This is a genomic window from Rhodococcus sp. 27YEA6, from assembly GCF_044908235.1.
Taxonomy (GTDB): Bacteria; Actinomycetota; Actinomycetes; order Mycobacteriales; family Mycobacteriaceae; genus Rhodococcus_F; species Rhodococcus_F qingshengii.
In genome coordinates this window covers 20702-44899 of the sequence record NZ_JBIYCY010000022.1, presented here as the reverse complement: position 1 = coordinate 44899, position 24198 = coordinate 20702, and the positions used below count along the sequence as shown (strand labels likewise).

The 24198-nt window shown below is 60.9% G+C and carries 23 protein-coding genes and 2 pseudogenes; 5 read left to right on the top strand and 20 right to left on the bottom strand.

Annotated elements, in window-relative coordinates; translation table 11 throughout:
* Positions 1 to 106: 106 nt before the first annotated feature.
* The 4 genes and pseudogenes from ABH939_RS30495 to ABH939_RS30480 all read right to left on the bottom strand — a co-directional run.
* Positions 107 to 208: pseudogene (locus ABH939_RS30495) on the bottom strand (cation transporter); the annotation flags it as partial.
* A 119-nt stretch (positions 209 to 327) separates the two neighbouring features.
* Positions 328 to 555 carry a heavy-metal-associated domain-containing protein gene (locus ABH939_RS30490; protein WP_030537788.1) on the bottom strand — a complete coding sequence of 76 codons (228 nt, stop codon included), beginning with the start codon at positions 553 to 555 and terminating at the stop codon, positions 328 to 330.
* 514 nt (positions 556 to 1069) lie between these two features.
* On the bottom strand, positions 1070 to 2653 hold the full coding sequence (locus ABH939_RS30485; protein WP_151096961.1) for a multicopper oxidase family protein: 1584 nt from the start codon (positions 2651 to 2653) through the stop codon (positions 1070 to 1072).
* An 81-nt stretch (positions 2654 to 2734) separates the two neighbouring features.
* The gene (locus tag ABH939_RS30480; RefSeq protein ID WP_047270634.1) at positions 2735 to 3004 is read right to left on the bottom strand and encodes an SHOCT domain-containing protein; all 270 of its coding nucleotides are present in this window, start codon (positions 3002 to 3004) and stop codon (positions 2735 to 2737) included.
* A 140-nt stretch (positions 3005 to 3144) separates the two neighbouring features.
* On the opposite strand from ABH939_RS30480, the gene ABH939_RS30475 reads away from it, so the two are divergent.
* Together ABH939_RS30475 and ABH939_RS30470 are read left to right on the top strand one after the other, a co-directional pair.
* Positions 3145 to 3903, top strand: coding sequence for a response regulator transcription factor (locus ABH939_RS30475; protein WP_151096959.1), 759 nt, complete (start codon positions 3145 to 3147; stop codon positions 3901 to 3903).
* Positions 3900 to 5045: a cell wall metabolism sensor histidine kinase WalK gene (locus tag ABH939_RS30470; protein WP_151096957.1), complete on the top strand. Its 1146-nt coding sequence runs from the start codon at positions 3900 to 3902 to the stop codon at positions 5043 to 5045. Before ABH939_RS30475 ends, ABH939_RS30470 begins: the two co-directional genes overlap by 4 nt.
* 144 nt (positions 5046 to 5189) lie before the next feature.
* Here the strand turns inward: ABH939_RS30470 and ABH939_RS30465 are convergent, their stop codons facing one another.
* Complete coding sequence (locus ABH939_RS30465) at positions 5190 to 5954, bottom strand: acyl-[acyl-carrier-protein] thioesterase (RefSeq protein ID WP_151096955.1); 765 nt, start codon at positions 5952 to 5954, stop codon at positions 5190 to 5192.
* A gap of 589 nt (positions 5955 to 6543) precedes the next feature.
* On the opposite strand from ABH939_RS30465, the gene ABH939_RS30460 reads away from it, so the two are divergent.
* A complete protein-coding gene (locus ABH939_RS30460; RefSeq protein WP_051720982.1) occupies positions 6544 to 7773 on the top strand; it encodes a prolipoprotein diacylglyceryl transferase family protein in 1230 nt (409 codons plus the stop codon).
* A gap of 239 nt (positions 7774 to 8012) precedes the next feature.
* Here the strand turns inward: ABH939_RS30460 and ABH939_RS30455 are convergent, their stop codons facing one another.
* The 6 genes from ABH939_RS30455 to ABH939_RS30430 all read right to left on the bottom strand — a co-directional run bounded on the left by ABH939_RS30455 (position 8013) and on the right by ABH939_RS30430 (position 15052).
* The gene (locus ABH939_RS30455; protein ID WP_019747376.1) at positions 8013 to 8960 is read right to left on the bottom strand and encodes a M56 family metallopeptidase; all 948 of its coding nucleotides are present in this window, start codon (positions 8958 to 8960) and stop codon (positions 8013 to 8015) included.
* On the bottom strand, positions 8957 to 9316 hold the full coding sequence (locus ABH939_RS30450) for a BlaI/MecI/CopY family transcriptional regulator (protein ID WP_019747377.1): 360 nt from the start codon (positions 9314 to 9316) through the stop codon (positions 8957 to 8959). The genes ABH939_RS30455 and ABH939_RS30450 overlap by 4 nt, the downstream gene beginning before the upstream one ends.
* Positions 9317 to 9715: 399 nt before the next feature.
* A complete protein-coding gene (locus tag ABH939_RS30445; protein WP_019747378.1) occupies positions 9716 to 10900 on the bottom strand; it encodes an Ig-like domain-containing protein in 1185 nt (394 codons plus the stop codon).
* A 185-nt stretch (positions 10901 to 11085) separates the two neighbouring features.
* The gene (locus tag ABH939_RS30440; protein ID WP_223304577.1) at positions 11086 to 11757 is read right to left on the bottom strand and encodes a DUF305 domain-containing protein; all 672 of its coding nucleotides are present in this window, start codon (positions 11755 to 11757) and stop codon (positions 11086 to 11088) included.
* 519 nt (positions 11758 to 12276) lie between these two features.
* Complete coding sequence (locus tag ABH939_RS30435; protein WP_030537779.1) at positions 12277 to 14202, bottom strand: copper resistance protein CopC; 1926 nt, start codon at positions 14200 to 14202, stop codon at positions 12277 to 12279.
* Between the two features lie 7 nt (positions 14203 to 14209).
* Positions 14210 to 15052, bottom strand: a complete 843-nt coding sequence (locus tag ABH939_RS30430) for a F510_1955 family glycosylhydrolase (RefSeq protein ID WP_030537778.1) — start codon at positions 15050 to 15052, stop codon at positions 14210 to 14212.
* 521 nt (positions 15053 to 15573) lie between these two features.
* Here ABH939_RS30430 and ABH939_RS30425 point away from each other — a divergent pair.
* Positions 15574 to 15900 (top strand): metal-sensitive transcriptional regulator, encoded by a 327-nt coding sequence (locus ABH939_RS30425; RefSeq protein ID WP_051720984.1) that lies wholly within the window; start codon positions 15574 to 15576, stop codon positions 15898 to 15900.
* A 294-nt stretch (positions 15901 to 16194) separates the two neighbouring features.
* On the opposite strand, the gene ABH939_RS30420 is transcribed toward ABH939_RS30425, so the two are convergent.
* The 6 genes from ABH939_RS30420 to ABH939_RS30395 all read right to left on the bottom strand — a co-directional run bounded on the left by ABH939_RS30420 (position 16195) and on the right by ABH939_RS30395 (position 21938).
* On the bottom strand, positions 16195 to 16605 hold the full coding sequence (locus ABH939_RS30420; protein ID WP_058228112.1) for a PASTA domain-containing protein: 411 nt from the start codon (positions 16603 to 16605) through the stop codon (positions 16195 to 16197).
* A 24-nt stretch (positions 16606 to 16629) separates the two neighbouring features.
* Positions 16630 to 18138, bottom strand: a complete 1509-nt coding sequence (lnt, locus tag ABH939_RS30415; RefSeq protein WP_231917504.1) for an apolipoprotein N-acyltransferase — start codon at positions 18136 to 18138, stop codon at positions 16630 to 16632.
* 89 nt (positions 18139 to 18227) lie between these two features.
* Positions 18228 to 19859, bottom strand: coding sequence for a cytochrome c biogenesis protein ResB (locus ABH939_RS30410; protein WP_058228113.1), 1632 nt, complete (start codon positions 19857 to 19859; stop codon positions 18228 to 18230).
* Complete coding sequence (locus tag ABH939_RS30405; RefSeq protein ID WP_003944619.1) at positions 19856 to 20662, bottom strand: cytochrome c biogenesis CcdA family protein; 807 nt, start codon at positions 20660 to 20662, stop codon at positions 19856 to 19858. Before ABH939_RS30405 ends, ABH939_RS30410 begins: the two co-directional genes overlap by 4 nt.
* On the bottom strand, positions 20659 to 21303 hold the full coding sequence (locus ABH939_RS30400) for a TlpA disulfide reductase family protein (protein ID WP_003944594.1): 645 nt from the start codon (positions 21301 to 21303) through the stop codon (positions 20659 to 20661). Before ABH939_RS30400 ends, ABH939_RS30405 begins: the two co-directional genes overlap by 4 nt.
* Positions 21300 to 21938, bottom strand: coding sequence for a TlpA disulfide reductase family protein (locus ABH939_RS30395; protein WP_003944602.1), 639 nt, complete (start codon positions 21936 to 21938; stop codon positions 21300 to 21302). Before ABH939_RS30395 ends, ABH939_RS30400 begins: the two co-directional genes overlap by 4 nt.
* Positions 21939 to 22066: 128 nt before the next feature.
* On the opposite strand from ABH939_RS30395, the gene ABH939_RS30390 reads away from it, so the two are divergent.
* Positions 22067 to 22432: a DUF4229 domain-containing protein gene (locus ABH939_RS30390; RefSeq protein ID WP_019747393.1), complete on the top strand. Its 366-nt coding sequence runs from the start codon at positions 22067 to 22069 to the stop codon at positions 22430 to 22432.
* A gap of 364 nt (positions 22433 to 22796) precedes the next feature.
* Here ABH939_RS30390 and ABH939_RS30385 read toward each other — a convergent pair whose 3' ends face one another.
* From ABH939_RS30385 to ABH939_RS30375, 3 genes and pseudogenes are all read right to left on the bottom strand, one after another.
* A complete protein-coding gene (locus ABH939_RS30385) occupies positions 22797 to 23135 on the bottom strand; it encodes a hypothetical protein (RefSeq protein ID WP_003944633.1) in 339 nt (112 codons plus the stop codon).
* Positions 23122 to 23547: a DUF3703 domain-containing protein gene (locus ABH939_RS30380; RefSeq protein WP_087503898.1), complete on the bottom strand. Its 426-nt coding sequence runs from the start codon at positions 23545 to 23547 to the stop codon at positions 23122 to 23124. Before ABH939_RS30380 ends, ABH939_RS30385 begins: the two co-directional genes overlap by 14 nt.
* Positions 23548 to 23603: 56 nt before the next feature.
* Positions 23604 to 23990: pseudogene (locus ABH939_RS30375) on the bottom strand (HAD-IC family P-type ATPase); the annotation flags it as partial.
* Positions 23991 to 24198: the final 208 nt, after the last annotated feature.

Genomic DNA, 24198 nt, shown 5'->3' with positions numbered 1-24198 from the left:
AGTGCCGACCTCCCCGGACGACTCCTTGGGGGGCCGGCAAGGTGGCGGTGTATCCCGTTGCCTCTACGGTGGAGATCAAGTCTTCAGGTGCTACCGAACCCGTGAAATCGACCTTCGCCTTTTCGGTCGCATAGTTCACTGTCGCGGTAACGCCTTCGATCTTGTTGAGCTTCTTCTCGATTCGCGCAGCGCAGGAGGCGCAGGTCATGCCGCCGATGGCCAATTCGACACTGTGTGCGGAATCGGCGGCCACGGTGGTGTTGTCCAGGGTGCTCATCAGATGTACCTCTCCTGACCTGCCTACGACGGCGGCCAATTGACGCGTGGTCAGATGTTCGCGAGATGATAGTTGCCGGCTTCATCGAGCGCGGCAGTTACTTGTTCCTCGGTCAGGGGCGCTGAAGCTGTGACGGTCACGGTGGAGACTCCTCCGGCGACGAGATCGATCTCGACCTCGCTCACTCCGGGGAGGGCGCGCAGCTCGTCCGTGACGGCGCCGACGCAATGCCCGCAGGTGAGGCCGGTGACTGCGAAGGTGTTGTTGGTTGCAGACATGATGTCCTCCGTAGGGGTGGGCGCGGATGTGGTGGGTGGTTTCTTCGTCGAGTTGCATCCACAGCCGCGTTGCGTCTTGTCGAGTAGATTCGGCTGCGAGTGGGTCTGACCGCTCATGATTCCCTTCCCGTCTGGTACCCCAGGGGGGTACCTGTTTCTACTATACTCGCGTTAGGAGAAGGTGAGTCAAGGCTGCGCCTCGACTACTTCCGTCGGACATTTGGTCGGATTCTCCCTCGTGTATTCGCCCGCGCAGAGAACGTCGAATTTCGAGCGCCCGTGGAGTGTCGCCAGGTGTACACCGGAGCCATGGGCAGTTGCGCCGTTCGCGGGATTTCGATCCCAGTCCAGCGGCAGGGCAGAGGCCGGGGATTCCGGGACGCTGACCCGATGCCGGGGCGGCCACAATCTCACCTCGCCGAACGGGGTAGGAAGAGGCATCGAATGAGATGCCGGCCCAATCAGGTCGCGCCTCCCGTGCTGGTGTGATCGTGTGTTCGGACGTCTCCACGTGTCAGACGATGTAGCCCAAGCGGGTCATCATACCCGACTCCTGGTGATATCCGTTGTGGCAGTGGAGCATCCAGTCGCCCGGGTTGTCGGCGATGAGATCGACAGCGACAGATTCCATCGGACGAACGATGACTGTGTCCTTACGAGGGCCGACACCGCCGTCACCTTTGACCACTTGGAACGTATGCCCGTGCAGATGCATGGGATGCCACATCATCGTCATGTTGGTGAACGTGAGCCGGGCTCGGTCCCCTTCTTTGACGGTCAGAGGTTCGGTTTGGTCGTAGTTCCGACCGTTGATCGTCCATTGGTAGCTCATCATGTCCCCCCCGAGGTCTGCCACGAGATCGACACCGGTGCCATCGCTTCGCGGCAGAACGACACTTTCGGCTGCAGTGAACGACTCGACCGTGCCCACTCGACCTGCCAATTCCCGAGGGAGGAACGACGCGTCGGGCGCAGCGCCCGAGCCTGTACGCAGCAGCGTCCGAGCCTGAGCGTTCTTACCCTCGGCCGCGGCGACGAGCGGGAATACACCGTCCTTGACCGTGACGATCACGTCGTAGCGCTCACCCATGCCGAGGAGAAGCGCATCGACTTCTGTCGGTACGACCGGAAAACCGTCCGTATGGGTCACGGACATCACGTGATCGGCAAGGGCGACTCGAAAAGCGGTATCCGCACCCGCGTTGATGATGCGAATTCGCACACGCTGACCGGGAGCGGCCGAGAAAGTTGTCGGTGCGGAAGCTATCCGCCCGTTGATCAGATAGTACGGATAGCTGACGTCACCCGCGTCCCCGCCAAGCAGAGCGCTGGATGCCGCTGAATTCGGACCACCTGAGCTGGGGGGCGGCGTGGTTTCGTTCGACCCGTGGTTCATTCCACCCATGCCAGGCATGTTGCCCATCCCGGATCCGCCCATCGAACCCATGCCGTTTCCGGACTGAAGGTCGGAGAGGATCTGTTGCGGGCTCGTGCCGACTCCATCCGTCCAGTCGTCGAGAACCACGATCCATTCGGCGTCGTAGTCGACGGGCTCGCGGGGGTCGTCGACGACGATGGGGAGATACAGGCCGTAGTCGGTGTCGAGACCGACATGCGGGTGAGCCCAATACGTTCCCGAATGAGGTACTGAGAACCGGTATGTGAAGTTCTGCCCCGATTCGATGTTCGGGCTTGCCGGCATGGCGCCGTCCATGTCGTTGCGAAGTGCGATACCGTGCCAATGCACCGATGTCTGATGATCGAGTCTGTTGTTGACGGTGATTGCGAGCTCGTCACCGACATTCGCGCGAATCAAGGGACCGGGAATACTGTCGCCGTATGCCAGGGTGCGCACCTTGATGCCGCCGAGATCGATATCGGCGCCCTGCGGATTGAGCGTGTAATCGACGGTGCGACCGGTATGCGGGCGCGTTGCCTCAGCGGTCGTGATGGCATTTTTGTCGAACGGCGGGGGGTTCGGGTTGGACGATCCGCTGGTGGTGCATGCGGTCAACGCCAGGCCTCCCGCCCCCGCCGCCGTGGCGGTGAGAAACGTACGTCGACTGAAAGCCGATCCTGTGGACGGCGCAATAGCCATGATTGTGATTGTCCTTGTCTAGTCGTTGTGGAGAAGCGGAACTGATACGCCACCGAGCCCGGGGCGCGCGTGCGGCAGAGGTCAACGACTCTCGTGTCGATGAGAGGATCGATCCAAAGCTTCTCTGCGGGAGCGATACTCGTCATCGTCGATCTCGCCGCGGGCGTAGCGCTCATCCAACAGGTGCTGCGCATTCGTACCACGGAGTTCGCTGCGGGTACTGCGTCTGGGACGAAACAATGCAAGTAGGGCCGCAATGACCAATCCCCAAAATGCGATCATCGCCAGCGCCATCAGAATCCAGCTGACCCAACCCATTCCATAACCCGAATTCTCGCTCCACCACATCATGTCCGTTCACTCTCCTCACCTTCGATAGTGCTCGCCGAACCCTCTGGGATTGGTGTGCTTTCTATGAAGATTCGCTGAAGAGGTGACCGCATACCGTGTATCGCGTGCGCAGCGGCGGCTGAGGAGTCCACGATGGTGGCATGGACAGTACGTCAACACGGTCAACCGACGGGTACGCAGGTTTTCGGGCACTGGTCGTCGATGACGAACGCCCACTGGCCTCGATCATCTCGAGTTACCTCGAACGAGAGTCATTCGAGGTGAGTGTGGCCTACAACGGTTTCGACGCTCTCGCCCTGGCACGTGAGGTCGATCCTGATGTGGTGGTTCTCGATCTCGGGCTCCCCGGTATCGACGGTATCGAGGTGTGCCGGGAACTTCGTACGTTTTCGGATGCATACGTGGTGATGCTGACTGCTCGCAGTGAGGAAGTGGACACCATCGTCGGGCTTTCTGTCGGTGCCGATGATTACATGAGCAAGCCGTTCAGCCCCCGAGAGTTGGTAGCGAGGATCCGCGCGATGATGCGTAGACCCCGCCGCGGAGCCGCGCACAGTACAACCGCGGGAGCGGTAACCCGAGGGGAAGAGAGTCCGCCGATGACGTTCGGGGTGCTCAGGATCGACGTTGCCGGGCGAGAGGTGTGGGTCGACGAGAAACCGGTTCTGCTGACTCGGACGGAGTTCGACGTGTTGGCGGCACTAGCTGCTCGGCCGGGGATGGCGTTCAGCCGTCGGCAACTGATCGAAGCGGTATGGGGCCCTGAGTGGACAGGGAATGATCATCTTGTCGATGTTCATATCGGTCATCTGCGCCGCAAACTCGGCGATGATCCCGCCGCGCCTTTGTATGTCAATACCGTGCGCGGCATCGGGTACCGAATGGGTTCCGGAAAATGACTACCCTGGAAGAACTTTCGTCTCATCAGGGGCGTACCCGCCGAGGACTCGGTGTCGGCGTGCGTTTGTTGATGGCCCAAACGCTGGTCTTGGTGGCAGGAGCGGCCACCTCATGGGTCGTTGCAGTCACTGTCGGTCCGAGTTTGTTCCGCGAGCATCTGCGTCGCGCGGGCGTGCCTCCCATGTCTGAGGAGCAAATGCACGCCGAACAGGCATATCGCTCGGCAACCGCGATCTCGTTATCCATGGCGATCGGCGCAGCTGCGTTGTGTGCGCTGGCTGTGACCTGGTATCTCAGTCGTCGGCTGCAGCGATCGGTGACTGCGGTGGCAACTGCCGCCACGGCAGTCTCGGCGGGAAACTACGCGGCCAGGGTCCCGCCGCCTCACCTCGGTGACGACTTCGACGCACTTGCGACTGCCTTCAACGAAATGGCGGTCCGTCTCGAGTCTGCCGAGTCGATGCGTAGACGGTTGCTGGCAGATCTCGCGCACGAGATCCGGACGCCGGTAGCTGTTCTCGAAGCATTCATGGAAGCTCTCGAAGACGGAGTGGAAGCTCTCGATGATCACACCATTGCGATGCTCCGAGATCAGACCCGACGTCTGGCACGGTTTTCCGGCGATGTCTCGGCACTGTCCGATGCCGAGACGAATCGAGCTGCAATCGAACCGACCTGGACCAGACCTGAGGTGCTGATGAGGTCAGCGGTAGCAGCGCACGAAGAACGATACGACACGAAAGCAGTGATTCTCAGCGTGGACGTCCCCGGAAATCTTCCACCCGTGTGGCTGGACCCAGAGCGTATAGGGCAGGTGTTGAGCAATTTACTCGACAACGCACTGCGCCACAGTCGATCACAGAGCACAGTGAAGGTGCGGGGACGGGTGAAAGGGGATCGGTTCATCCTCACACTCACCGACGAAGGCGATGGAGTCGCCGCCGAGCACCTCCCCTATCTGTTCGAGCGTTTCTATCGCGCCGACGCAGCACGCGATCGTGCTCACGGAGGGGCAGGGATCGGACTGTCCATCGCGAAAGCACTCGTCGAAGCACACGGTGGACAGATCACCGCCGCGAGTGACGGAGCCGGGCAAGGCACCACCTTCGTTATCGCGTTGCCAGTGCATTGTCCGAAATAGCGCCACATCGCCTACCGGGAAACTGTCGACGAGTGACATGGCGAGAGATTGGAGGTAAATCGATTCGCTCCGGGAACGCCCGCTGACCCCACCGTTACCGGCATACCTGGTCAAGGACTCCGTGAGGCGAACCGGCGCGGGGACTTACATTTGGATCGCTGTAACGTAGGCGCTCGCGCACACCGAATCGGAGACCAGGAACCAACTGCTCAAGCTCTCATCTGAACTGTGGTACCGCACGGTCACATCGTTTCCCGCGGTGATGGGCGTGCGGTATTCGAGAATCGCCCGGTAGGGGAACGGATTTCGAGATCCGGCCCAATCTTGTATCAGGTCTTCGACAGGCTGCCAATAGGTGGCGTTGTTGACGTGGTGGAACGGATCGATATCGCTCGATCGTAAGGCGAACATTGTTTCCTTCCCATCGTCCGGATGAACGGTGAGCCATGGTTTCCACTTCAATCGGTGATCGTTGGTGGTGGAACCGAGTCCGGCCATGAAGCTCTCTTCGATCCTGGAAGGCATCCCGTTGACCGGATTGAGATTTATCCAGAATCCTTCGGTCTCGATCAGGCCGCCGCAGTCAGATTCGATGCGAACACGCATCGTGCACCACCTGCTCGACAACCCCGAACACCATCTGCGCATGCGCACACGAGCCTGCCAGCTGACCGGACGGATGACATCGATGACAGTGCGGCGCACGACCCACGCCGGGTGGGCGGCCGCTGCTCCGCTCGCATCGAGATCGTCGAAACCGATGTCTTGCAGATAACGTGCCACGCCATCGAGTCGCAGCGTGCCTGAGACGTCGATATCTCCCGTCCGCACTGGCCTGGAGGTTTCGAACACCGTGCCTTTGGTCGGCAAATCCACCAGGCGGTGATTGCGCATCGTGTCAGCTTCCATTTTGCAGATCCCTTAGATGTGATTGTTCGATTCGATACTTTGCACACCCTTGCTGCAACGTATTTGCGATCCCTACGCCCAGTCCTGCATCGGCCGCCGAGTCTGCCGAAGCCGAACCAGATGAACAGCGACGGGCTTCGGAAACGTGGTGGACAAGGCGCGTACCCAGTCTCGCAAACTACTACACCGTCCGCGTGATTGCCGGTTGACGGTCGGTGTCATTTCCGGGAGTCTTCTCGACTGTGCGCAAGATTGTAGCGACACAGTGGATTTCAGTATCCGTTGACTCGACCCGACGCGTTTCGTCTGGCGGCGCAGTGCTCACCGGCACGTTCGCGCTCGGCCTCGACCTACTATCCAGGTTCGTAGTTCAGCTACTATCGACCTTAGTAGTTCGGTGGGCATCCGCGCCAACCGAGAGATTGGGGCGACGGTGAGCAAAAAATCAACCAAAACCCGCGCGAAACAGCGGTCTACGACGCAGAGTCGAGCCCGACGCGCCACGTCACCGAAGCGGAACCCCACTTCACGACCGCACGACGAAGTCGGCACAACACCCCGTGCTAGGCCCAGTCCGGCCGGTAGTGCCGTGGAAGAACTGGCCGCAGCGGCCGCAGCGGCGTATCTGAGTAAAGCAGCGCCGACGCCAGCCTCGGCCTTGGCTCAAGCACCGCCGGCGCCGGCCATCGCCGAAAAGGCGATGCCCACCAAGCCATCGGGCACTGAACGCGTTGCCCGGCCATTGGGTGACGACGAGTCGACCGCTGCAACGGAACTCGCTGCGCCCGGCGGTGGGTGCGCTGAAGCGTTCACGCAGATAGAACCACAGGGGCTCGCAGCAACGTACTGGGGAGAATCGCCCGAGGTTACTTCCGATCTGTCGATTCTGTTCCGAGGAGCCCGCAACAGCCCGGGCAGCGAACCGGAACGTTTCGAGAGGGTCACCCACGTCAACGGTGTTCCAGCGGGGGAACGCTTCGCGGTGACTGCGAGAATCCGCGGAATCGCCACTGGTAGTTGGACTGTCAGTGCCGAGCGCATCGAAACTCCGGACGACACCACCGGGCAGTTCGACATCGCAGCTCCGCAGACCGCCACGGCCTGGACTACCGCAGCGCCATTGGTGCACGGGCCCGGCGTGCGACTCTGGACGTGGCCGCTGTTGGTCGGTTTGGGTGCAGTGTTCGCCATCGTCATGCAGGCACTGCTCTTGACCCGTATGAGCGAGAACGCCACTGCGGCAGTTCTCATTTCGATCCTCGGCTGCCTTCTCGGCTACGTGGGTGCGAAGCTCTGGTACTTGGCACTTCACCGCCAGAGCCTTCGAAAATTCGTCTCTGCCGGCGCATGCATACAAGGATTTTTGGTGGTGTCGCTCGCGGTATTGGTGCTCGGCGGAGCAGCCTTCGGTCTGGGCGTCGGTGTGTTACTGGACATGACAACGCCCGGGTTGTTTCTCGGGATTGCGATCGGGCGCCCGGGATGCTTTTTGACAGGATGCTGTTCGGGTCGACCTACCAGGTCGAGATGGGGAATGTGGGCTTCGGACCGGACTCTCGCGGTGCGCCGAATCCCCGTGCAACTGATCGAAGCGTTCGCAGGCTTGATCATCGGCCTCGCGACACTGATTTTCGTCCTCTACGGCACCGAAACGCCCTATGACGGAGCAGTATTCGTTGTCGCCGCGGCTATCTACACGTGGGTCCGTCAAGGGTTGTTCCCCTATCGTGCGGACCCTCATACACGGCGCGGGCGGCTTCTGACCAGCGCGGCATGCGGAATTGTCATCGTCGCGACGATTCTGCTGGGCGTGGTGTGATCGTGACCCAGAGTAGTAGCCTTTTGCGCTTTTCTGCCGATGCCACGTGCGCAGAAGGTGAGTCTCACGAAAATTGGGATGGCCACGAATCAAGTTTCGCGCGGGATCTGGCCAATTCGATTGGCGCCGCGTTCGGTGCATGAGGCCGGTTCAGTTCGAGGAGGGGGTGAACCGGCCTTGAGCACTGGCCCCCTGCGGGCCGGACTCCTTGTTCGTCCACGACCCGGTTTCGCACTGTTTCAAGCACCTGCTGCGCATGAAGCCATCGCCATCGCACCCAGTAGCGCCAGAAGAGGCGCCGCAGGTAGGACGATCGCCGTTCCGCAGGCAGCAAGGGTGCGGAGGTAGCGAATGGGCGCCGGGTGGTGGGTGCGGTGGGAGGACAGACGATCAAGTCGCAACGCCAGGCAATCCTGCGCTATTCCCAGAGCCGCCACGGGCACCTCGTGAGGTGTCATACTGCAGAGTGCGCGGTGCACGGATTCGCGCCCATGCTGACGAACGGCTCGGGAGTCGGCTTCGATTTCCACCAACGCACGGACCAATGGGGGCGAAGATCGCATGATCGGAAGCCACGGAAACGCGTAGGCGAGCGTTTGAGCTGCGCTGACGAGCAGATGGTGCCGCCCCGTGATGTGTGCTCGTTCATGTGCGAGTACTGCAGCAAGAGCCTCGGTGTCGAGTTGATCTCTCAATCCGTCGCTCGCAACTACAAGCGCGGGGCGCCCAGCGATACTGTAGGCGAAGGGCACAGAAACCGGGAGCCAGAGCAGTGACGAGGACCGTGCACCCCCCAGAATGCGCAGCAACCCGAGGTGCTGCTGGTGTAGCTCGCGGCGAGTGCGGGAGAAGCTGAACAGATGGACGGTGCCTCGCACCGCCCCGATGACCAGGGCTGACCCACCGAGTACACCCACCGCCGTCTCGAGCCTGGCCGGCGCGTCGTCGTGAAGGGCGAGCCAACAGCTGTGGGCGAATTCGATCAGCGACGAGACACCACCGTGACTGGGTAAAAGGCTCAAGATCACCGGGACACTGATACTCACTACAGTTCCGAGTGCCAGAGCGCCCCACAAGACGAGGACGACATGCGGATCAACGCCGCGACGCATCATCGATCCGAGGAACAGCGGGGAGAGTGCGGCAACGAGAAGGCCACCGACCGCCCACGCGAGGACGGCTGTCACTTCTTGCCTCGTTCACGCAATCCACGCGCCAGGATCTTCGATTCGACGTCGGATGTCCCGCGAACAAAATGCAACAGGACCCCGGTCGGGTCTCCGGTGGATTCGAGAAGTGCGCGCAACCCGTCAGCTGCCGCTTCCTCGCGGCTTCGCGTGGCTTCGTACCAGTACGCGCGCCCGTTTCGCTGACGATGCACCCAACCTTTGCGATGAAGATTGTCCATGACGGTCATCACCGTCGTGTACGCCGGTTCACGGTCGTCATCGAGGCCGTCGATGACGTCGCGCACACGGACCGGTTCGGTGGAGCGCCACAGCACATCCATCACCAGCGCCTCGAGCTCTCCCAGACCTTGCATTTTTCCTCCTCGTAGAGCTGCATTCGTCACCGCACCGTGCGAGTGCCCAACCTGCAACCTCCGTCGCTTTCGTACGGGGCCCAACCAGCGCTGTCGGTGATTCGTCGGTCACAGTGATGTGGGACCGCTCGATGAGGGTGTCGTGTCGACTCTGCACGCTGGAGGTTGCCGAGACGGCGAACCGAAGCCCTGTAGAAATACTATCTGTTCTGCTTCCCGTCGCCGCCCCGATACGGCGGCGGTGTCTGGCGACCTCCTCCCGTGACGATCTGCCGAACCCCTGTCAGCTCTGACAGTGTCAAAAGGTTTATCCAGCACTTTCGCGTCGACTACGGGAGAACGTCTCGCGCGGAGCTTCTGTTTGCGATTCAGCATCGTTTGCCGGCAGGGCGACAGGTCTTACAGCGCGCTGCCTTCCGACCATCGGTCCCACGGCACACTCCAGTCGCCGTTCTGCCACAATTCGAGAGGGGCGCCGCCGGTATTGCGTATCTCCACGACATCTCCGGGAAGCGAAAAATCATAGAACCATTGAGCATTGGCGCGACTGAGGTTCAAGCAGCCGTGTGAAACATTGGTATTGCCTTGCGCCCAGACTGTGTCTTCGAGTTCGTGAAGGTAAATTCCGTCGGTGCTTATTCGGGTGGCGTAGTTGATTTTTTCCTTGTACCCCAGCCGGGAATTGACGGGAAGTCCGTAGGTCGACGAGTCCATGATCACGGGGTTGGCCTGATCGAGGACGGTGTAAATGCCTGGTTGGGTCCAGAAGGAGATCGTTTGGCCGTTGACGAGCTCGGTTCCTCCCATGCCCATCGATGTCGGCATAGTGCGCACAGTTTTGCCGTTGCTCGTGACCGTCACTTGCTTGGTCGTATCGTCGGCGACGGCGATATGCGAGTCGCCGATGGTGAATGCAGTCGTGGCGTCTTCCTGTCCGAACAGTCCGCCACCGAGCGGGACGCCGAAGACCGCAGCCCGGACCGTGACCTCGGTGCCGGGGGGATAGTACGCACGAGGTCGCCAGTGAACATTCTGGTCATCCACCCAGTACCACGAGCCTTCGAGCGGCACCGACGTTTGCACAGTCAGGCTTTTCTCCGCCGCTGCACGATCGAGGATCGGCTCGTCGAAATGCGTGACAATAACGATCCCTACCCCGAAAGTGCCACCATCTGTGAGGAGGTTACCCCCGGCCGTCACGAAGGATGGTTTGGTCAGGTTCCGCGGCTTGACTGTGGAGAAGGTGCTGGACTGATCGAGACGTGAGCCATCGTTTTGGGTGGCTGACGCTGTCATCGTGTAGGTCTTCCCGTAGTCCAAGGACGCGCCGGGTTTCCACACCTGCCGGTCAGGGGTGAAGATGCCATCGACCACAGCCCCGCCCACTTCGGTGAGCACTACCGAGTCGAGCCTCCCGCCAACAGATTCCACCGTGACCGGATCAAGGGGGTTGACGGTATCTGTCCCCCCGGAAGGAGTCATCACCAGCGCGGAGACAGGAGAGTCGTTCTCGGCGGGCGCACCCGTGTCACTCGGTGCGGACTGCGGTGCTGTGGAGGTGCATCCTGTCAGCGTTGCGACCATAAGGACAAGGACGACTAACCCTGTATGCCGTGTTGAGGCCATAATTGTTCCTTCACGTCAGTGGGTGGGGAGCGCCGACGAAGACAGTGATTCGCAAGGGACGCAAGTAATCAGATGGAAGATCAGAGCGGACAACGAGAAGAGAGGCTTCGACGGACAGGCCTAGCCACTCGCCAGTTTCCGGATCAGTTCTGTTGCAAAAGTGCTTGCATCGCGGTGATCTCGGACTGCTGTGCGGCGATGATATCGGTAGCCAATTGCTTGGCGTCGGCGTTGTCGCCATCGGATAGTTCCGATTGGGCCGTCGCGATCGCGCCGGAGTGATGTTCGATCATCATCTTCAGCCACGCGGTGTCGAAGTCCCCATCGCGCAGCCCCTCCAATTGAGCGATCTGCTGCTGGGACATCATTCCTGAATCAACCCCGCCGTGGTCCATTCCATCCATGGAGTCCACAGGGGAGGTGGCGTCGGACGTAGGTTGACCCCATTGTTCGATGAGCGCTGCAATCTGATCCATTTCGGGCCCGCGAGCGGTTTGGATCGAAGCGGCGAGTTCGAGTATTCGAGGATTGGTGGTGCGACTGTCAACCATCTTTGCAATCTCGACGGCCTGTGCGTGATGTGGATACATCATCGCGACGAACTGCATATCCGCGCTGTTGGCGCCGTTGGGCTGCGAGGCCGCGGAGGAGTTGGACATGTTTCCGCTGTCGTTGCTCGACATTTGGCTCATGTCATGGCCGCCGCAGCCGGCGATCAGCATCAGACCGGCGGCAGACCCCGCTGAGACTGCGATACGTGTGGAAACAGCACGTGTAAGCATCATATTTTTCTCCTGGAATGTGTTGTTGTGCAAAAAATTCTTCTGGGGAGGGGCCGTCGACTCGGATGGTCAGTAGTTCCGCTATGAGCGTCTGTCGTATCCGCAGCGCCGACAGTTGGTTGTGTAGGGGCAAGGTGTCGTGCACGATGCACGTCTGCGGCAACAGGGGAACGTGCAACCCTCCACTCACGCGTGCCGGTATGATCCTTGTCTTCGCGCTCGATGACGACTGTCGCGGTGATCAGCGTGGTGTCGTGCGCGCCGGGCAGGACCAGCGAGGTGACGGTGGAACCTGCAATCAGAAGGTTGCGGTGATCAAGACAAGCGACAGCAGGGGATGAGTGGTTGAACAGACTGCAGGCCAGAGCCACCGCTACCGGTTCGTCACCCTGCGTATGCCGTAGGAATTTCGAAGGCCTGGGCGCGGCCAGTGCGCGGGTGCGACAGAACTGGCAGGGGTGAATGAACGAGTAAGGGGAGATCATCGCAGCTTCCGTTCCTATTGCACGGTGACAGTTCACTGGACGTGAATATCTCGTCAGTTCTCCCCCATCAGTTCACTTCGGGGTAGACGAAGGTGCGGGTGATGAGATGTTTTGCATCGCTTAGTGTTTCGGAAACTATTCGTCCAGTTTGGTCGAGGTCGAGCAGTACGTTCATACCCGCAGCCGGATAGCCCAATGCCAGACGGAGTTGCCGTCCGGCGCTGGGTAAGCGCACCGCGATGGGCGCAGTCCCGTCCGCATACGGCTCCTGGGCGAGGAAGAACTCGCTGGACAGACTTAGTTGCTGAGGTTCGGGTCCGACGTTTGCGGCATCACTGGTCACCGATTCGTAAAAGGTCAGATTCTTCTGAGTGCGGGTGATATCTACGGCTCGAGCGAGATCGGTGTCCCCGGACTGAACAGGCCATGGAATTAACATGCTGACCGTCCCGCCCAGCCACCCTGTCGCCGCGGCCTCGAGCGTGAGCATGCTTTCACCCAGTGGCCAATCGGCTTGCGCCACGAAGCATCCGGATCCGCACCCGCGCAAGGGAAGGGAAGTGTTCTGCCCGCTCGCCCGCAGTGCGCCGATCAAGGTGTATTCCTGGTCCGGTTCCTGAGCGTAGTAGTCGACGCGGCGCGGAGTCGACAGTCGAACCACCAGCTGCCCTTCGCTGGCGGCGACGCTCACCCCAATCTGTCCAGCCAATGTTCCCAGCGGCAGAACCGGACCGATGGCTGCAGGTGGTCCCGGCTGGGCGGGTGAATTGGCAGGCGCCGTCGAGACTAATGCAGCACTGATGGCGAGCACGGAGATCAGGAGGATGCTCTCGATACGAATCTGATTGCGCAGTTTGCCCACTTGTTCAGTTCTGCGCATCGTCCGCCGTGCAGATATCGCCACACCCGAGGCGGCGATGACGAAGAGTAGTTTGACCGTCAGAAGTTGCCCGTACGGGGTGGAAAACATTGCGGCAACGGGGATCAGCAACAATGCCGAGATCGTACCGGTGGTCACGACGACGATGAAGGTCCACAGCGCAAGTCGTGTGTAACCGGCCACGACCCACCGAACCGGGGCATGCTGACCCCGCCACGCGAATGCAGTGCGAACCGTGTGGAGCAAAGCGCCGACCCAGATTGCCGCTGCCGCGAGATGAACGGCGGTGAGAAACGCGCCCCATCCGGGAGCGACGACGTTTGCGTGCGAGCGCAGCCCTTCGGCGGCAATGACCAGCAGAAGGGCTGCGCTCGCAAGTCTGGGGCTCCCCGCGGCTTTCAGCGCCAAGGCCAACATGAGCCCACACGTCTCTACGAGCAAGATGATGCCCGCACGTTCTTGCCATAGCGCAGCAACGCTGGACGAAGCGGCGAGCGAAACCATAAGGCCTGCAACACCTACCAAAGCAATACAAGCGCCGGCCGGAAACCAGGTGCGCAACTTCTTCAACGAAGGGTTCTCGGCGTGCGGTACAGACGACAATCTCTCCGCGACAAGTGTCCCGAGCGCGAGGGCGAACCCGACGAACAGCAGCCACCGGAGCACGGTTTCCGTCCACGAGGTCGAGGCGCTGTCGTCGCCACCGCCACCGCCGCTGTCGGTCAAAGCGAGGCCGACGGCAAACCGAAAGTCTTCCTCGACGAGGTCACCATCTGCGCCGATCACTTGCCACCGGACGGTGTAGGTGCCCGGCGACGGAGCATCCGAGAGCCGGGAAGTGATTGCACGGCCACCTTTGGACGACTCTGCTGCCTCCATCGGGCTCTCACGGCCTGCGCCGTCCAGGACTTTGATCGCATCGGTCCCGGCGGTGACTTGTTCGTTGAAGATCAGGGTGATGGCTTGCGGAGGCTCGGAAACGGCAGTCTCCGAGCCAGGTTCGGTAAAGAGCAGCGTGGGGTGAGCGTTGGCGATGCCGGCGCCCAGAACCACAAGGACTCCCGCAACGAGCACAAGTGTGATGCTCTGGAACATTCGAACGAACAACGACATGTTCAGGTCAGTTCAAGGCATACAGAGACTGAGAAGTCGCCGCGTACGCGCTGTCGTAACTCGCCGCAGTCAACGCTTCGACTGCTCCGACATTAGCGCGCTTCTCCCAGCCTTTTCCCTCCCTGCTCCGCCAGGCGAATCCATCTTGATCGACCCCCCACAGTGCATCCGAGGAGCCCGCGATCAGCACCATGGACGGCGCTCCAGCGAACTTTGTGAAGGTGCGCCCGTCGTCGCTGCTGTACTGCAGCCCTGACGAGGTGACAGCCCATGTCCCACTCTCGGTGAGAGCGAGGGACGCCACACCCAGGGCACCGCCGGATTCCCACGACTTTCCCTGATCCTTCGACACCGTGACACCTCTGGCCCCGTCGAAGCCGACGAGTGTCGTGCCATCTGTAACCAGAGAATGAAAGTCGACCTGTCCCGCGAGCGAGCTATCCGTCCAGGTTCGGCCGCCGTCGTTGCTGGTGCGTAGGCCAAGTGGGTTGGCTGCGGTACTGGACGGTCCCGGGTGCCCTGAGGAAAAGAGCGTGTCACTGCCCGCCACGCCCGCCAACCCCATCAAATCGTCGTCGGAATCACCCACTCGCACTGTGTCGCCCGAATCTCCGATCGCGAACAGTCCGCGATGCGTACCCGCCAAGATGGTGCCATCGGCGTTGATATGCAACCCGTGCAGATGGTCAAGTTCGGGTGTGAGCTCCACCCCTGGTATGGGCGGGACGATGGACTGGCCGGCCTTGTCGTCGTTTCCCTGCGTCGAACAAGCCGCAAGAGAAACGGCGATGAGAGCGGCGCCGACGAGCCCCACGATTGGGGACGTTCGCGCACGACGACTATTGGGCATCTGGGTGTCTCGTCCTGTATTCGAAGGGATGGCAACATTTCCGGGCGACTGGTACCTTATCTACTAAGATGCATAGTAGATGAGGGTGTTGGCTGGCTGCGAATTCACCCCCTGCAATGGTCTAGTGCAAGGGAAATGCTCGCCGTCGAAGCCCCTGATCTGATACGGCAGGGAGGTGCAATTGGTCTGGTCCCACGCACGGGTCGACGGGATGACGGCGCATCGCGTCATTGGTGGCGCAACCGGCGGTGGGCAGGAAGTTTGAACACAGGGCGGGTGCAGCGGTACTGCCTAGCCCTGGTGGCAGGAATGATTGAGAGTTCTTCTCGTGTGGTCACTTACCCGGAGATCTTGCAGTTGGCGAAGCGCCCATACAGACGGGATGCTGCTCAACGTGCCTTCGTGTGTGCCACTGCTGCACTACACCGTAGCCAGGGCAGGTCCAATCGATTGTCGCCCACCATGGAGACGACGTGATTTCGCGTCTGGCCCACTACGGGCGACGAGACCAGGGGAATCTCGTGGGCACAACTAATCCGGTTGGTCCAGGCCGTCGTGACTATGCGACCCACGGATACATCAGCGCAAAGGACTTGTACCTCAAACGCCTCAAGCGTATTGAGGGTCAGTCGCGAGGGCTGCAGCGAATGGTTGAAGAAGAAAGGTGCTGCATTGACATCCTTACCCAAATATCGGCGATGAAAAAAGCGCTGCATGCAGTAGCTATGGAATTGCTCGAAGACCATCTCAGTCATTGTGTCGTCGATGCCGCCGCAAGAGGGGGCGCCGAATCCGACGCCAAGATCAGGGAGGCCGCCGAGGCGATCAGACGGCTCGTGAATTCGTGAGGACCCTCCCATCTGATGTCCGAAACGATCTACTAGTCGGTGGGGCGGAATTTCGATGCCGTTTTATCGAAAGTCATTTACTTAGAATGTAGTTACGATCGAATCATGTTTTTTGAATGCGGGAGCGGGCGGCACATAGGGAAGCACTCCGCATGTTCCGTATTCCGGAGCGATTTCTGCTCGCCACAACCGGGATCCGAGGTCCTCGACGGGAATCGAGTTCATGATGAGCGCGTGCGGTGGCAGTCCCCACCGGGTGGGGATCGCCGAAGCATCATGGTGGCGCACCCGGGCTTATCGTGGGCCTGGGGTATCTGACGGTGATGGGCTCGTCGTGGTGGTGCTCGGTGTCGAGGATCCGTCACTTATGTACAGGGTGATGGTGGAGCCCGGAAGTGCCGCTCCCGACGGAGCTGTCGCGGTTGCTGTCCCTCTCGCGCTCGGACTTGACGTGAGGGAGACCGTCACTTTGAACCCGGCGTTCTGCAACAGAGATGTTGCGGCGGACTCGGTCATCCCGACCACGTCGGGTACCTGATCCCCGGCCGAACCGCGAACATATTTCTGGTCCAGCGGGGGTAGCGTGATGGGTCCGAAGTTGCTCGCGATCGGTCCCATCGCGTTGTACCACGTTCGGGCAGGTTCATTGCCGCCGTACAAATCGTCATTGGTGAACTCGTTTCGCTTGTGCACTGGCACCGACACTGAATTACTATCATGCATAGTAATTCATGTTCTCGTTCTTTCACCCCGCCGAACCCGGTACATGCCTCTGAAGAGTGCCGAAGCGGCGAGAGAAAGCACGATCGCAGACAACGCGAGTTCCGGAATCGAACCCACACGTGTTGCCAACGTGAGATCGGAGCGAACGGCGATCTCGTCGGTCAATGCTTGTGCTGTGAAGATCTCGCTCTGTTGACGCACCACACCCGCTGGCGTGATGATTGCGCTGACACCGCTGGTTGCTGCGATCAGCACACTGCGGCCGTGTTCGACCGCCCGCACCCGCGACATGGCCAGCTGCTGAAAGGTCATCTCGGTCCGGCCGAAGGTCGCGTTGTTGGTGGGAACCGCGATGACGGTGGCTCCTGCCTTGACGGACTCGGTCACCAGATCGTCGAAGGCCACCTCGTAACACGTGGCAACAGCTACCTGAATTCCGTTGAGGTCGACGACGCCGTTCCCGTTCCCGGCAACGAAATTGCCCGCAGAATCGGCATATGACGACACCGCACTAACGATCGATCGGAGCGGCAGGTACTCCCCGAAGGGCACAAGCTGCCGCTTGATGTGTTGCTGCCCAGGGCCGTCCGTCGGATCCCAGACCATGGCACTGTTGATCGATGTTCCTGGCTCGCCCTGCAGGACCGTACCGACCAGGATCGGGGCGCCGATAGAACGGGCTGCTCGGTCCAGTCGATCCGCCGCATCCCGATTCGTCAAAGGATCTATATCCGAAGCGTTTTCGGGCCAGATGACAAGTCGTGGCCGGGCTGCTCGGCCCGCTGTGACCTCAGCTGCGAGTTGTTCGGTGCGGGCAACATGATTGTCGAGCACAGCTCGGCGTTGGGCGTTGAAATCGAGGCCGAGTCGCGGCACGTTGCCCTGAACGACGGTCGCAGTGACGACCTCGTCAGGGGCGGCACCGGGAGAACCGGTCACCAATGCACTCACAAAGATGAGGACGATGCAAGCGCCACCTTTCGCCAATGCTTGCCATCGAACATTCAAGGGCCCAGCCAGTGACCAGGCGATGAGTGTTCCGATCAGTGCAGTCACGAAGGAAAGACCTGGCGCCCCCGCGATCGAAGCCAACGGCAGCAGCGGGCCGTCTGCCTGCCCGAAGGCCAAACGCCCCCACGGGAAACCGCCGAACGGAACTCGGCTACGAAGTGCTTCTGCGGTGACCCATGCACCCGCAATCCACACCGGGGAAAGCGGAGCGTGGCCGACGGCCACCGCCAGTACGCCGAACACTCCGAACGCGAGCGCTTCAATCGCCGCCAACGCCAACCAAGGCGTTGCACCCACGTACGCTCCGACCCATGGCAGCAAGGGAACGAAGAATCCCAGTCCCGCGGCATAGCCGAATCCGAAACCCGCACGGAGACTGCGCCCCTGGAGAACGACGGTCAGCAGGGCGATGGCTACAGGGGCGAGAAACCACAGCGTGCGCGGCGGAAAGCTGAGAAACAGCAGCCACCCAGCGCCCACCGAAAGAGCGAGACGCAAAGCGATCCCACCGTGGTGCCGTTTGGGGCGACCACTCTTCAGGCATGCATCTAATTCACTGTCGGCAGTGATCGCACGGTCGACCGAAAGGACCCTCACAGGCCCGCTCTCGTAGAAGGAGAACTGCGCTGGTCAGTCAACAATTTCTCACAGAGATCGTCGAATTCGCCGCCCCAGCCGGCATGATCGGTCCGCGCGAGTCCACCGAGTTCGAGATCAGCCTGCTCCGGTCCCGTCCCCGGGCGTAGGCGGATCCACACTCGCCGCCTCCTGATCACGAGCGAGATCAGAAGTCCGAGCATCATCGTGATCGCAAAGACGAGAACCCACTGTTGCGCAGGGTCGTACGACACCTGCAGATTGGCGAATTCCTTGGCGCCGTCGAACCGAACCTGTGTTCCATCGGTGAGAGTCCGCGTCTCTCCAGGGCGGAGGTTCACACGATCTTGTTTGACCAGCCTTCCTTGGTTGATCATTTCCTTGTTCAACGAGAAGATCGATTGCGGGATGCCGGTGTCCAGACCCGTATCGCCCTTGTAGATGTCGATCGCGACCGCAGGGTCACGCGCATCGGGAAACGACGAAGTCAGAAGCGTCCCGCTGAAGGAAGCGGTCGGCGCGAAGAGTCCCTCGATGGCGATCTGATTCTTCCGGCGCTCGTCCGGATTCGGAAACGATCCACCTGGCGGATCGAACCGCAACGCCCCACTGCTCAGGAACGTGACCGCATCGTCCGGTTGAAACTGCATCGTCTCGGTACGGGACTGTCCGTCGGGAAAAGTGACGGTGAACTGCGGCGCGTACCCATGGCCGGTCAGATAAACACGGGCACCGTCGGTACGCAGCGGTTCGTTGACCCGAAGACGATAGTCTTTCCAGGTATTGGTCGCGATATCCTGCCCGCTCTGATACGAAATGTTGGAGGTGAACATTTCGGCCTGACCAGTATCGAGATAATCTGCGGAAAAGTCGTTGACCTTGATGCAAAAGGGCGCGAGACCCGTGCCGTCAGTAGCACTTCCCGCGCGGAACGAGTCGTACACGGCAGGTGACGTATTACAGAAACCGGGGCCGCCGTCGGCAATGACGATCACTGAACCCTCGTACCCCACCAACTTGCCGATCGCGACGGTGACGAGCAACCCGATCAGCGAGAAGTGGAACACCAGATTCCCGGCCTCACGCAGATACCCCTTTTCCGCGGAAACCGATACCTCGGAATCCTTTTCGGACCTGACGGCTACCCGCCAGCCCTTGAGCGACTGCCGCACTCTGGTGAGGGCCTCGTCATGCGAGATGTCAACTACGCCGTGGAAATGGTGCGGCAACCTGGACAGATTCCGAGGTGCTCGTACAGGTTGGCTCCGAAGCGCGCCGAGATGCGCCTGCAGGCGTGGAACAAGACAGCCGATGAGAGAGAGAAACAGCAGGACGTAGATCGCAGTGAACCAGAAGCTGGAAAAGACGTCGAACAACTCCAGCTTGTCGAATAGCGGGCCGAGGGTTGGCTGCGCCGCGATGTACTGGGAAACTTTCTGTACGTTGAGATTTCGCTGAGGCAACATAGCACCGGGAAGTGCTGCGAGTGCCAAGAGGAACAGGAGCACGAGCGCGGTGCTCATCGACGTCAACCGGCGCCAATTGTGGCGCAGTAGTCGAACGCTTTCTCGGATAATCAGTCTCGGTAGGCGGCGGATGCGACCTCCCGCGGTGGCGTTATCTGTCATATCGGCAGCACGACCGAACTGACGAATTCGTTGCGTAACCAGCCGACGAACATGCCCCACACGCCGGTGACCAGTGCGAGCCCGACAGCGACGAGCATTATTCCGCCGACGATCTGAATCGTCCGTGAATGGCGTTTGAGCCACCCGACGCCGCGGAGAGCTTTCGCCGACCCGAACGCAAGCACGATGAACGGCAGTCCCAATCCCAGACAGTAGGCGACAATCAGTATCACGCCCCGCGCTGCTGTCGTGCCTTCAGTTCCGGCCGCCACCGAAATAACTCCGGCGAGGGTGGGGCCGAGACATGGTGTCCAACCCAACGCGAACACGCCCCCCAACAAGGGCGCGCCGGCAAGGGAGGAGATACGCCGCGGGGCGAACCGTGTGTCTTTCTGCAAGGCAGGAATCAAGCCGATGAAGGTCAACCCCATCACGATGGTGATCACACCACCCACCCGTTGGAGCAGGTCTTCGTTGATGCGCAGGGTTCCGATCACCCCGAACACCGACGCGGTGGCGAGAACGAACACCACGGTGAATCCGGCAACGAACATCGTTGCCGCGCCGGTAACCCGCCATCTGCCTGCAGGTTCCGAGGTCTCGTCGCCACGGGTCACCGCTGGAGAATCAGCTCCGGAAATGCCGGCCAGATACGACAGATATCCGGGAACGAGCGGCACCACACACGGCGATGCGAACGACACCAGACCGGCCAGAATGCACGCTGCTACGGCGAGCAGTAACGGGCCGCTCGCGGCGGCGGTCTGGAAGCTGGAGCCGACACCTTGGGCGAGTTCGTTCACCGCTCGGCCGCCACGCGCTCGATGACCGGTTGCAGATCCTCGGTGAGAAGTGCGCGAAGAAACACAGCGGCGACGCGCTGTCTGCGATCCAACACCAAGGTGGAGGGAATCACGCTTGTCGGATAGTTTCCGCCGAGCGCTGTCAAAGTTCTCATCGACGGGTCGTAGATCGAGGGGTAGCTGACGTTGTTGTCGACGACGAAGTCCTGGGCCTTGTCTCGTTGAGGATCTCGAACGTTGATCCCGAGAAACTGAACACCGAGACTTTCGGTTGCTTCGTACGCGCGCTCGAGATCGTCGGCCTCGGACCGGCACGGGGCGCACCATTGCCCCCACAGATTGATCACGACGACCTGACCGGCGTAATCAGTGAGTGAAATATCGCTACCGTCGGCCATGAGGTCAGGTCCGGCCAATACACCGATCATGTTTCGCGATTCGGGCGGGTCGTACAAAATATCGGTTTGTCCTCCCGGTGACACGAAATCGAAATTCGCACCCGAAGCGACTGCATCGGTGCCGGTTGCACATCCACTCGCGGCGACGACGATCGCAGTGAGAATAGCGACCAGTGGGAGGATGCGGGTCGGTTTTCCGAGTACGCGTTGTCTCGATTTGCGAGGGAGTGCGGGGGCATTCATTTCATCAACTCACTTACAGCGGAGCGTATTTGGTCAGTGTTTTCGAAAACCATGGGGGTTGTAATCTGTTCGACGGACCCGTCTTGTTGGACGAGAAAGCTCAGCGGCAGAACTGGCGGCGCCGATAGCGCAATTCCGATGTCGTCGACCGCAGCGAACGAGGGATAGTGCACGCCTGCAGCGGTGAGAAGCGCTAGTGCTGTGGACATGTCGTCCTGGACGTTGATCCCGACTACTCGGATGGAGCCCGGAGTACCTGCATAGTCATTCAGGACCGGGATTTCCGATCGGCACGGCCCGCACCACGAGGCCCAGAGGTTGATCAGGGTCGGCTCCCCGGACAGCGCTGCACCGAGGTCGACCACAGTATTCTCGCCAAGACACGTCGCTTTGATTCCCAGGAGTTCTCCTCCAGCGGGCGGTACTGCCGGGGCCACAGGACAGGGAACCGCTGCTGCCGCGGACTTCGAGGAAAACCCCGAGTCGACGCGATCTTCATCTGCCTGGGCGGCCGGAGGCACTTGAGGCCGGGTCGAGGAATGGGTCTCGGTTGACGTTGATCGAGGCCAGATCGCCACGACGAGAAGACCGATCACAACCAGGAAGAGCAGGAACCACCGAGACTGTGCCTGCATGCACTTCCTCCAAGCGTGGTGCGGTGAACCGGGACAACACTGAACTACTATTGTGCATAGTAGACATATGGTTCGTTCTGTCGCCCCCGCCAACCAGAGGCGGGATCCGAACCCGAGAATCGAGCATCGTGAAACGCCAGTCCGCTCCGAAGGGCCGTATCAATCCACCAGTCAGCCCAGAAATTGCGGCACTGGGTGCCCATCAAGCACCGCAGACGCGCGTGGCGCGGATCAACCGTGTAGCACGGTCAAAGCTCGTGCGTCTGGTGATGTACTACACCGCGGTTCGACTCGCCCTGATCGCCGGCCTCGCAGTGATCATCATGGGAATCAACGCCATACTCGAACTCGAAATCCCCGGTGTGTTAGCACTGTTCGGGGCGGTGCTGCTCGGATTCGCCATCTCTGCGATCGCGTTCCGGTCATTGCGCCGCCGGATCAATGAAGAAGTGATGGTCGTAGATGAAAAACGGCGTGCAATGCGCACCCGGTGAAGGGTTCCCTCCGGTTAGGTGCGCGTGAAAGCTCCAGTAACGAAAATGCCCAGCATCGGTGCCACAACCTGTCTTTTTTGGACGTATGACCGCTCAAAGCTGCCTTCCTGGGTGATGCCGAGGGCGCGCGATCATGCATTGATTGGCATTGGGATGAAGATGTCAGGTGACGGGATCAGGTGCGGAGTCGGCGGTATCCGTGGTGGTCTCGAGTTTCGGAATCGGTACAAGCTGCGGGATCAGGCGGACGAGACTCGAGCAGGCGCAGTACGGAGGACCGTTGAGTCAGCTCGCCCTTGTGAGGAACCCCGGGGCTGCTGCTGGAGACGACCCTGTTGGGACCACCGGTGGGTGGCCGATACTTTCACTCATCGCCCTCTACATCAGCTGTGGGCGCAGCCATACCGAACGCACCCCTCAGTGCAGCAACGGTAGGAGCGCCACCGACCTCGCCCGTGGAATCTCGATAGAGCCTGCATGACACGTTGGGGACCTGGTCCGGTTCGGCAAACGGATCGCGGCCGTCGACGAGCAACGTCGGCGATCCGGTCATGCCCGCAAGCCTTGCGGATCGAGGATCGTCGACGATTACGTGGCGCAGTTCCCAATCGATGGACTCCTCCGCGAGAACGTGCTCGATCCGTTGTTCGAGGAGCTGCACGTTCGGGCAGTCCGGGACTTGCAAAATTTCAAGGTGCATCATGGTGTTCCTCCGTCGGCGTGTGGTTTCGAGTATGCGGCAGTGCAGGACAGCTCGCGGTAAACGAAACCCAGGACTGGTAGGTCTGCATTTTCTCGGCAAGATCGTCAGGTATCGGCATCGGTGTCATAAGACCGGCACGAGTTCGTTCGGTGTTGCCCTCCGGATAGCGGCCCAGTGCGGATCCCGGGGCGGCGACGACGATGATGCGAAGAACCTGCCCGACGGCTTCGCGGCAGTCACGCTGATGTAAGGCCAGGGGAGCATGGCGAGGTGGTTTGTGTGGCCATGGACAGGGCTGGGAGAGGACATGTGTGCGTTCGAGGTGATGCCAACGCTGGGTGTCATCGCTGGTGCGGCCGGCTGCGGTCCTCTTTGCGGGCCGAAACGCGACGGCGCTGTGTCGGTCGTGCAAGCGATGCGCTTCGTGTAGACACTGCGCAATTGTGCGAGCATTCGGTTCATCGGATGCAGAGCCGGCGGCAGGTGCTGCAGGTCTTCGCCCATCAGAGCAACATCGGCGGTCTCGATGGCCACGTCGGAACCCATCGCGCCCATGGCAATGCCCAAGTCGGCGGTGGCCAGGGCGGGGGCGTCGTTGACACCGTCCCCGACCATTGCCGTCGGGCGGTTCGCACGCAAGGTTTCCACGATCCGTGCCTTGTCCTCCGGGCGCAGGTCGGCGTGCACGTCGTCGATCCCGACGTCGGCGGCCAGCGCCTGGGCGGTGCGTTCGTTGTCGCCGGTGAGCATCGCGACGGTGTACCCGCCGCGTCGTAGCCCGGCGATCACCTCATGTGCTTCCGGTCGGAGCTCGTCTCGTACGGCGACTGCCCCGATGACGGTTCCGGCGCGCTCGATCCACGCCACGAGTTCCCGAGACCTCTCACCGATGGCGTGGCCGCCGCACCCGGACTGAGTCGTCTCGACGGATGCGCCGACGTGTGCGTCGGCTACCCAGAAAGCGGTACCTCGCCTGGGCACTCGACGACCCGGACGGCCCACCCCCTCGGGTGGGCGCCCGAGAGGAGCGAACGGCCTACCCGAGCGTATACCCCCAGGGGTA

Coding starts and splice junctions, on each gene's coding strand:
- ABH939_RS30490 (WP_030537788.1), bottom strand. CDS start 555: ATGTCTGCAACCAACAACACCTTCGCAGTCACCGGCCTCACCTGCGGG.
- ABH939_RS30485 (WP_151096961.1), bottom strand. CDS start 2,653: ATGGCTATTGCGCCGTCCACAGGATCGGCTTTCAGTCGACGTACGTTT.
- ABH939_RS30480 (WP_047270634.1), bottom strand. CDS start 3,004: ATGATGTGGTGGAGCGAGAATTCGGGTTATGGAATGGGTTGGGTCAGC.
- ABH939_RS30475 (WP_151096959.1), top strand. CDS start 3,145: ATGGACAGTACGTCAACACGGTCAACCGACGGGTACGCAGGTTTTCGG.
- ABH939_RS30470 (WP_151096957.1), top strand. CDS start 3,900: ATGACTACCCTGGAAGAACTTTCGTCTCATCAGGGGCGTACCCGCCGA.
- ABH939_RS30465 (WP_151096955.1), bottom strand. CDS start 5,954: ATGGAAGCTGACACGATGCGCAATCACCGCCTGGTGGATTTGCCGACC.
- ABH939_RS30450 (WP_019747377.1), bottom strand. CDS start 9,316: ATGCAAGGTCTGGGAGAGCTCGAGGCGCTGGTGATGGATGTGCTGTGG.
- ABH939_RS30445 (WP_019747378.1), bottom strand. CDS start 10,900: ATGGTCGCAACGCTGACAGGATGCACCTCCACAGCACCGCAGTCCGCA.
- ABH939_RS30435 (WP_030537779.1), bottom strand. CDS start 14,202: ATGTCGTTGTTCGTTCGAATGTTCCAGAGCATCACACTTGTGCTCGTT.
- ABH939_RS30430 (WP_030537778.1), bottom strand. CDS start 15,052: ATGCCCAATAGTCGTCGTGCGCGAACGTCCCCAATCGTGGGGCTCGTC.
- ABH939_RS30410 (WP_058228113.1), bottom strand. CDS start 19,859: ATGACAGATAACGCCACCGCGGGAGGTCGCATCCGCCGCCTACCGAGA.
- ABH939_RS30400 (WP_003944594.1), bottom strand. CDS start 21,303: ATGAATGCCCCCGCACTCCCTCGCAAATCGAGACAACGCGTACTCGGA.
- ABH939_RS30395 (WP_003944602.1), bottom strand. CDS start 21,938: ATGCAGGCACAGTCTCGGTGGTTCCTGCTCTTCCTGGTTGTGATCGGT.
- ABH939_RS30385 (WP_003944633.1), bottom strand. CDS start 23,135: ATGATGCACCTTGAAATTTTGCAAGTCCCGGACTGCCCGAACGTGCAG.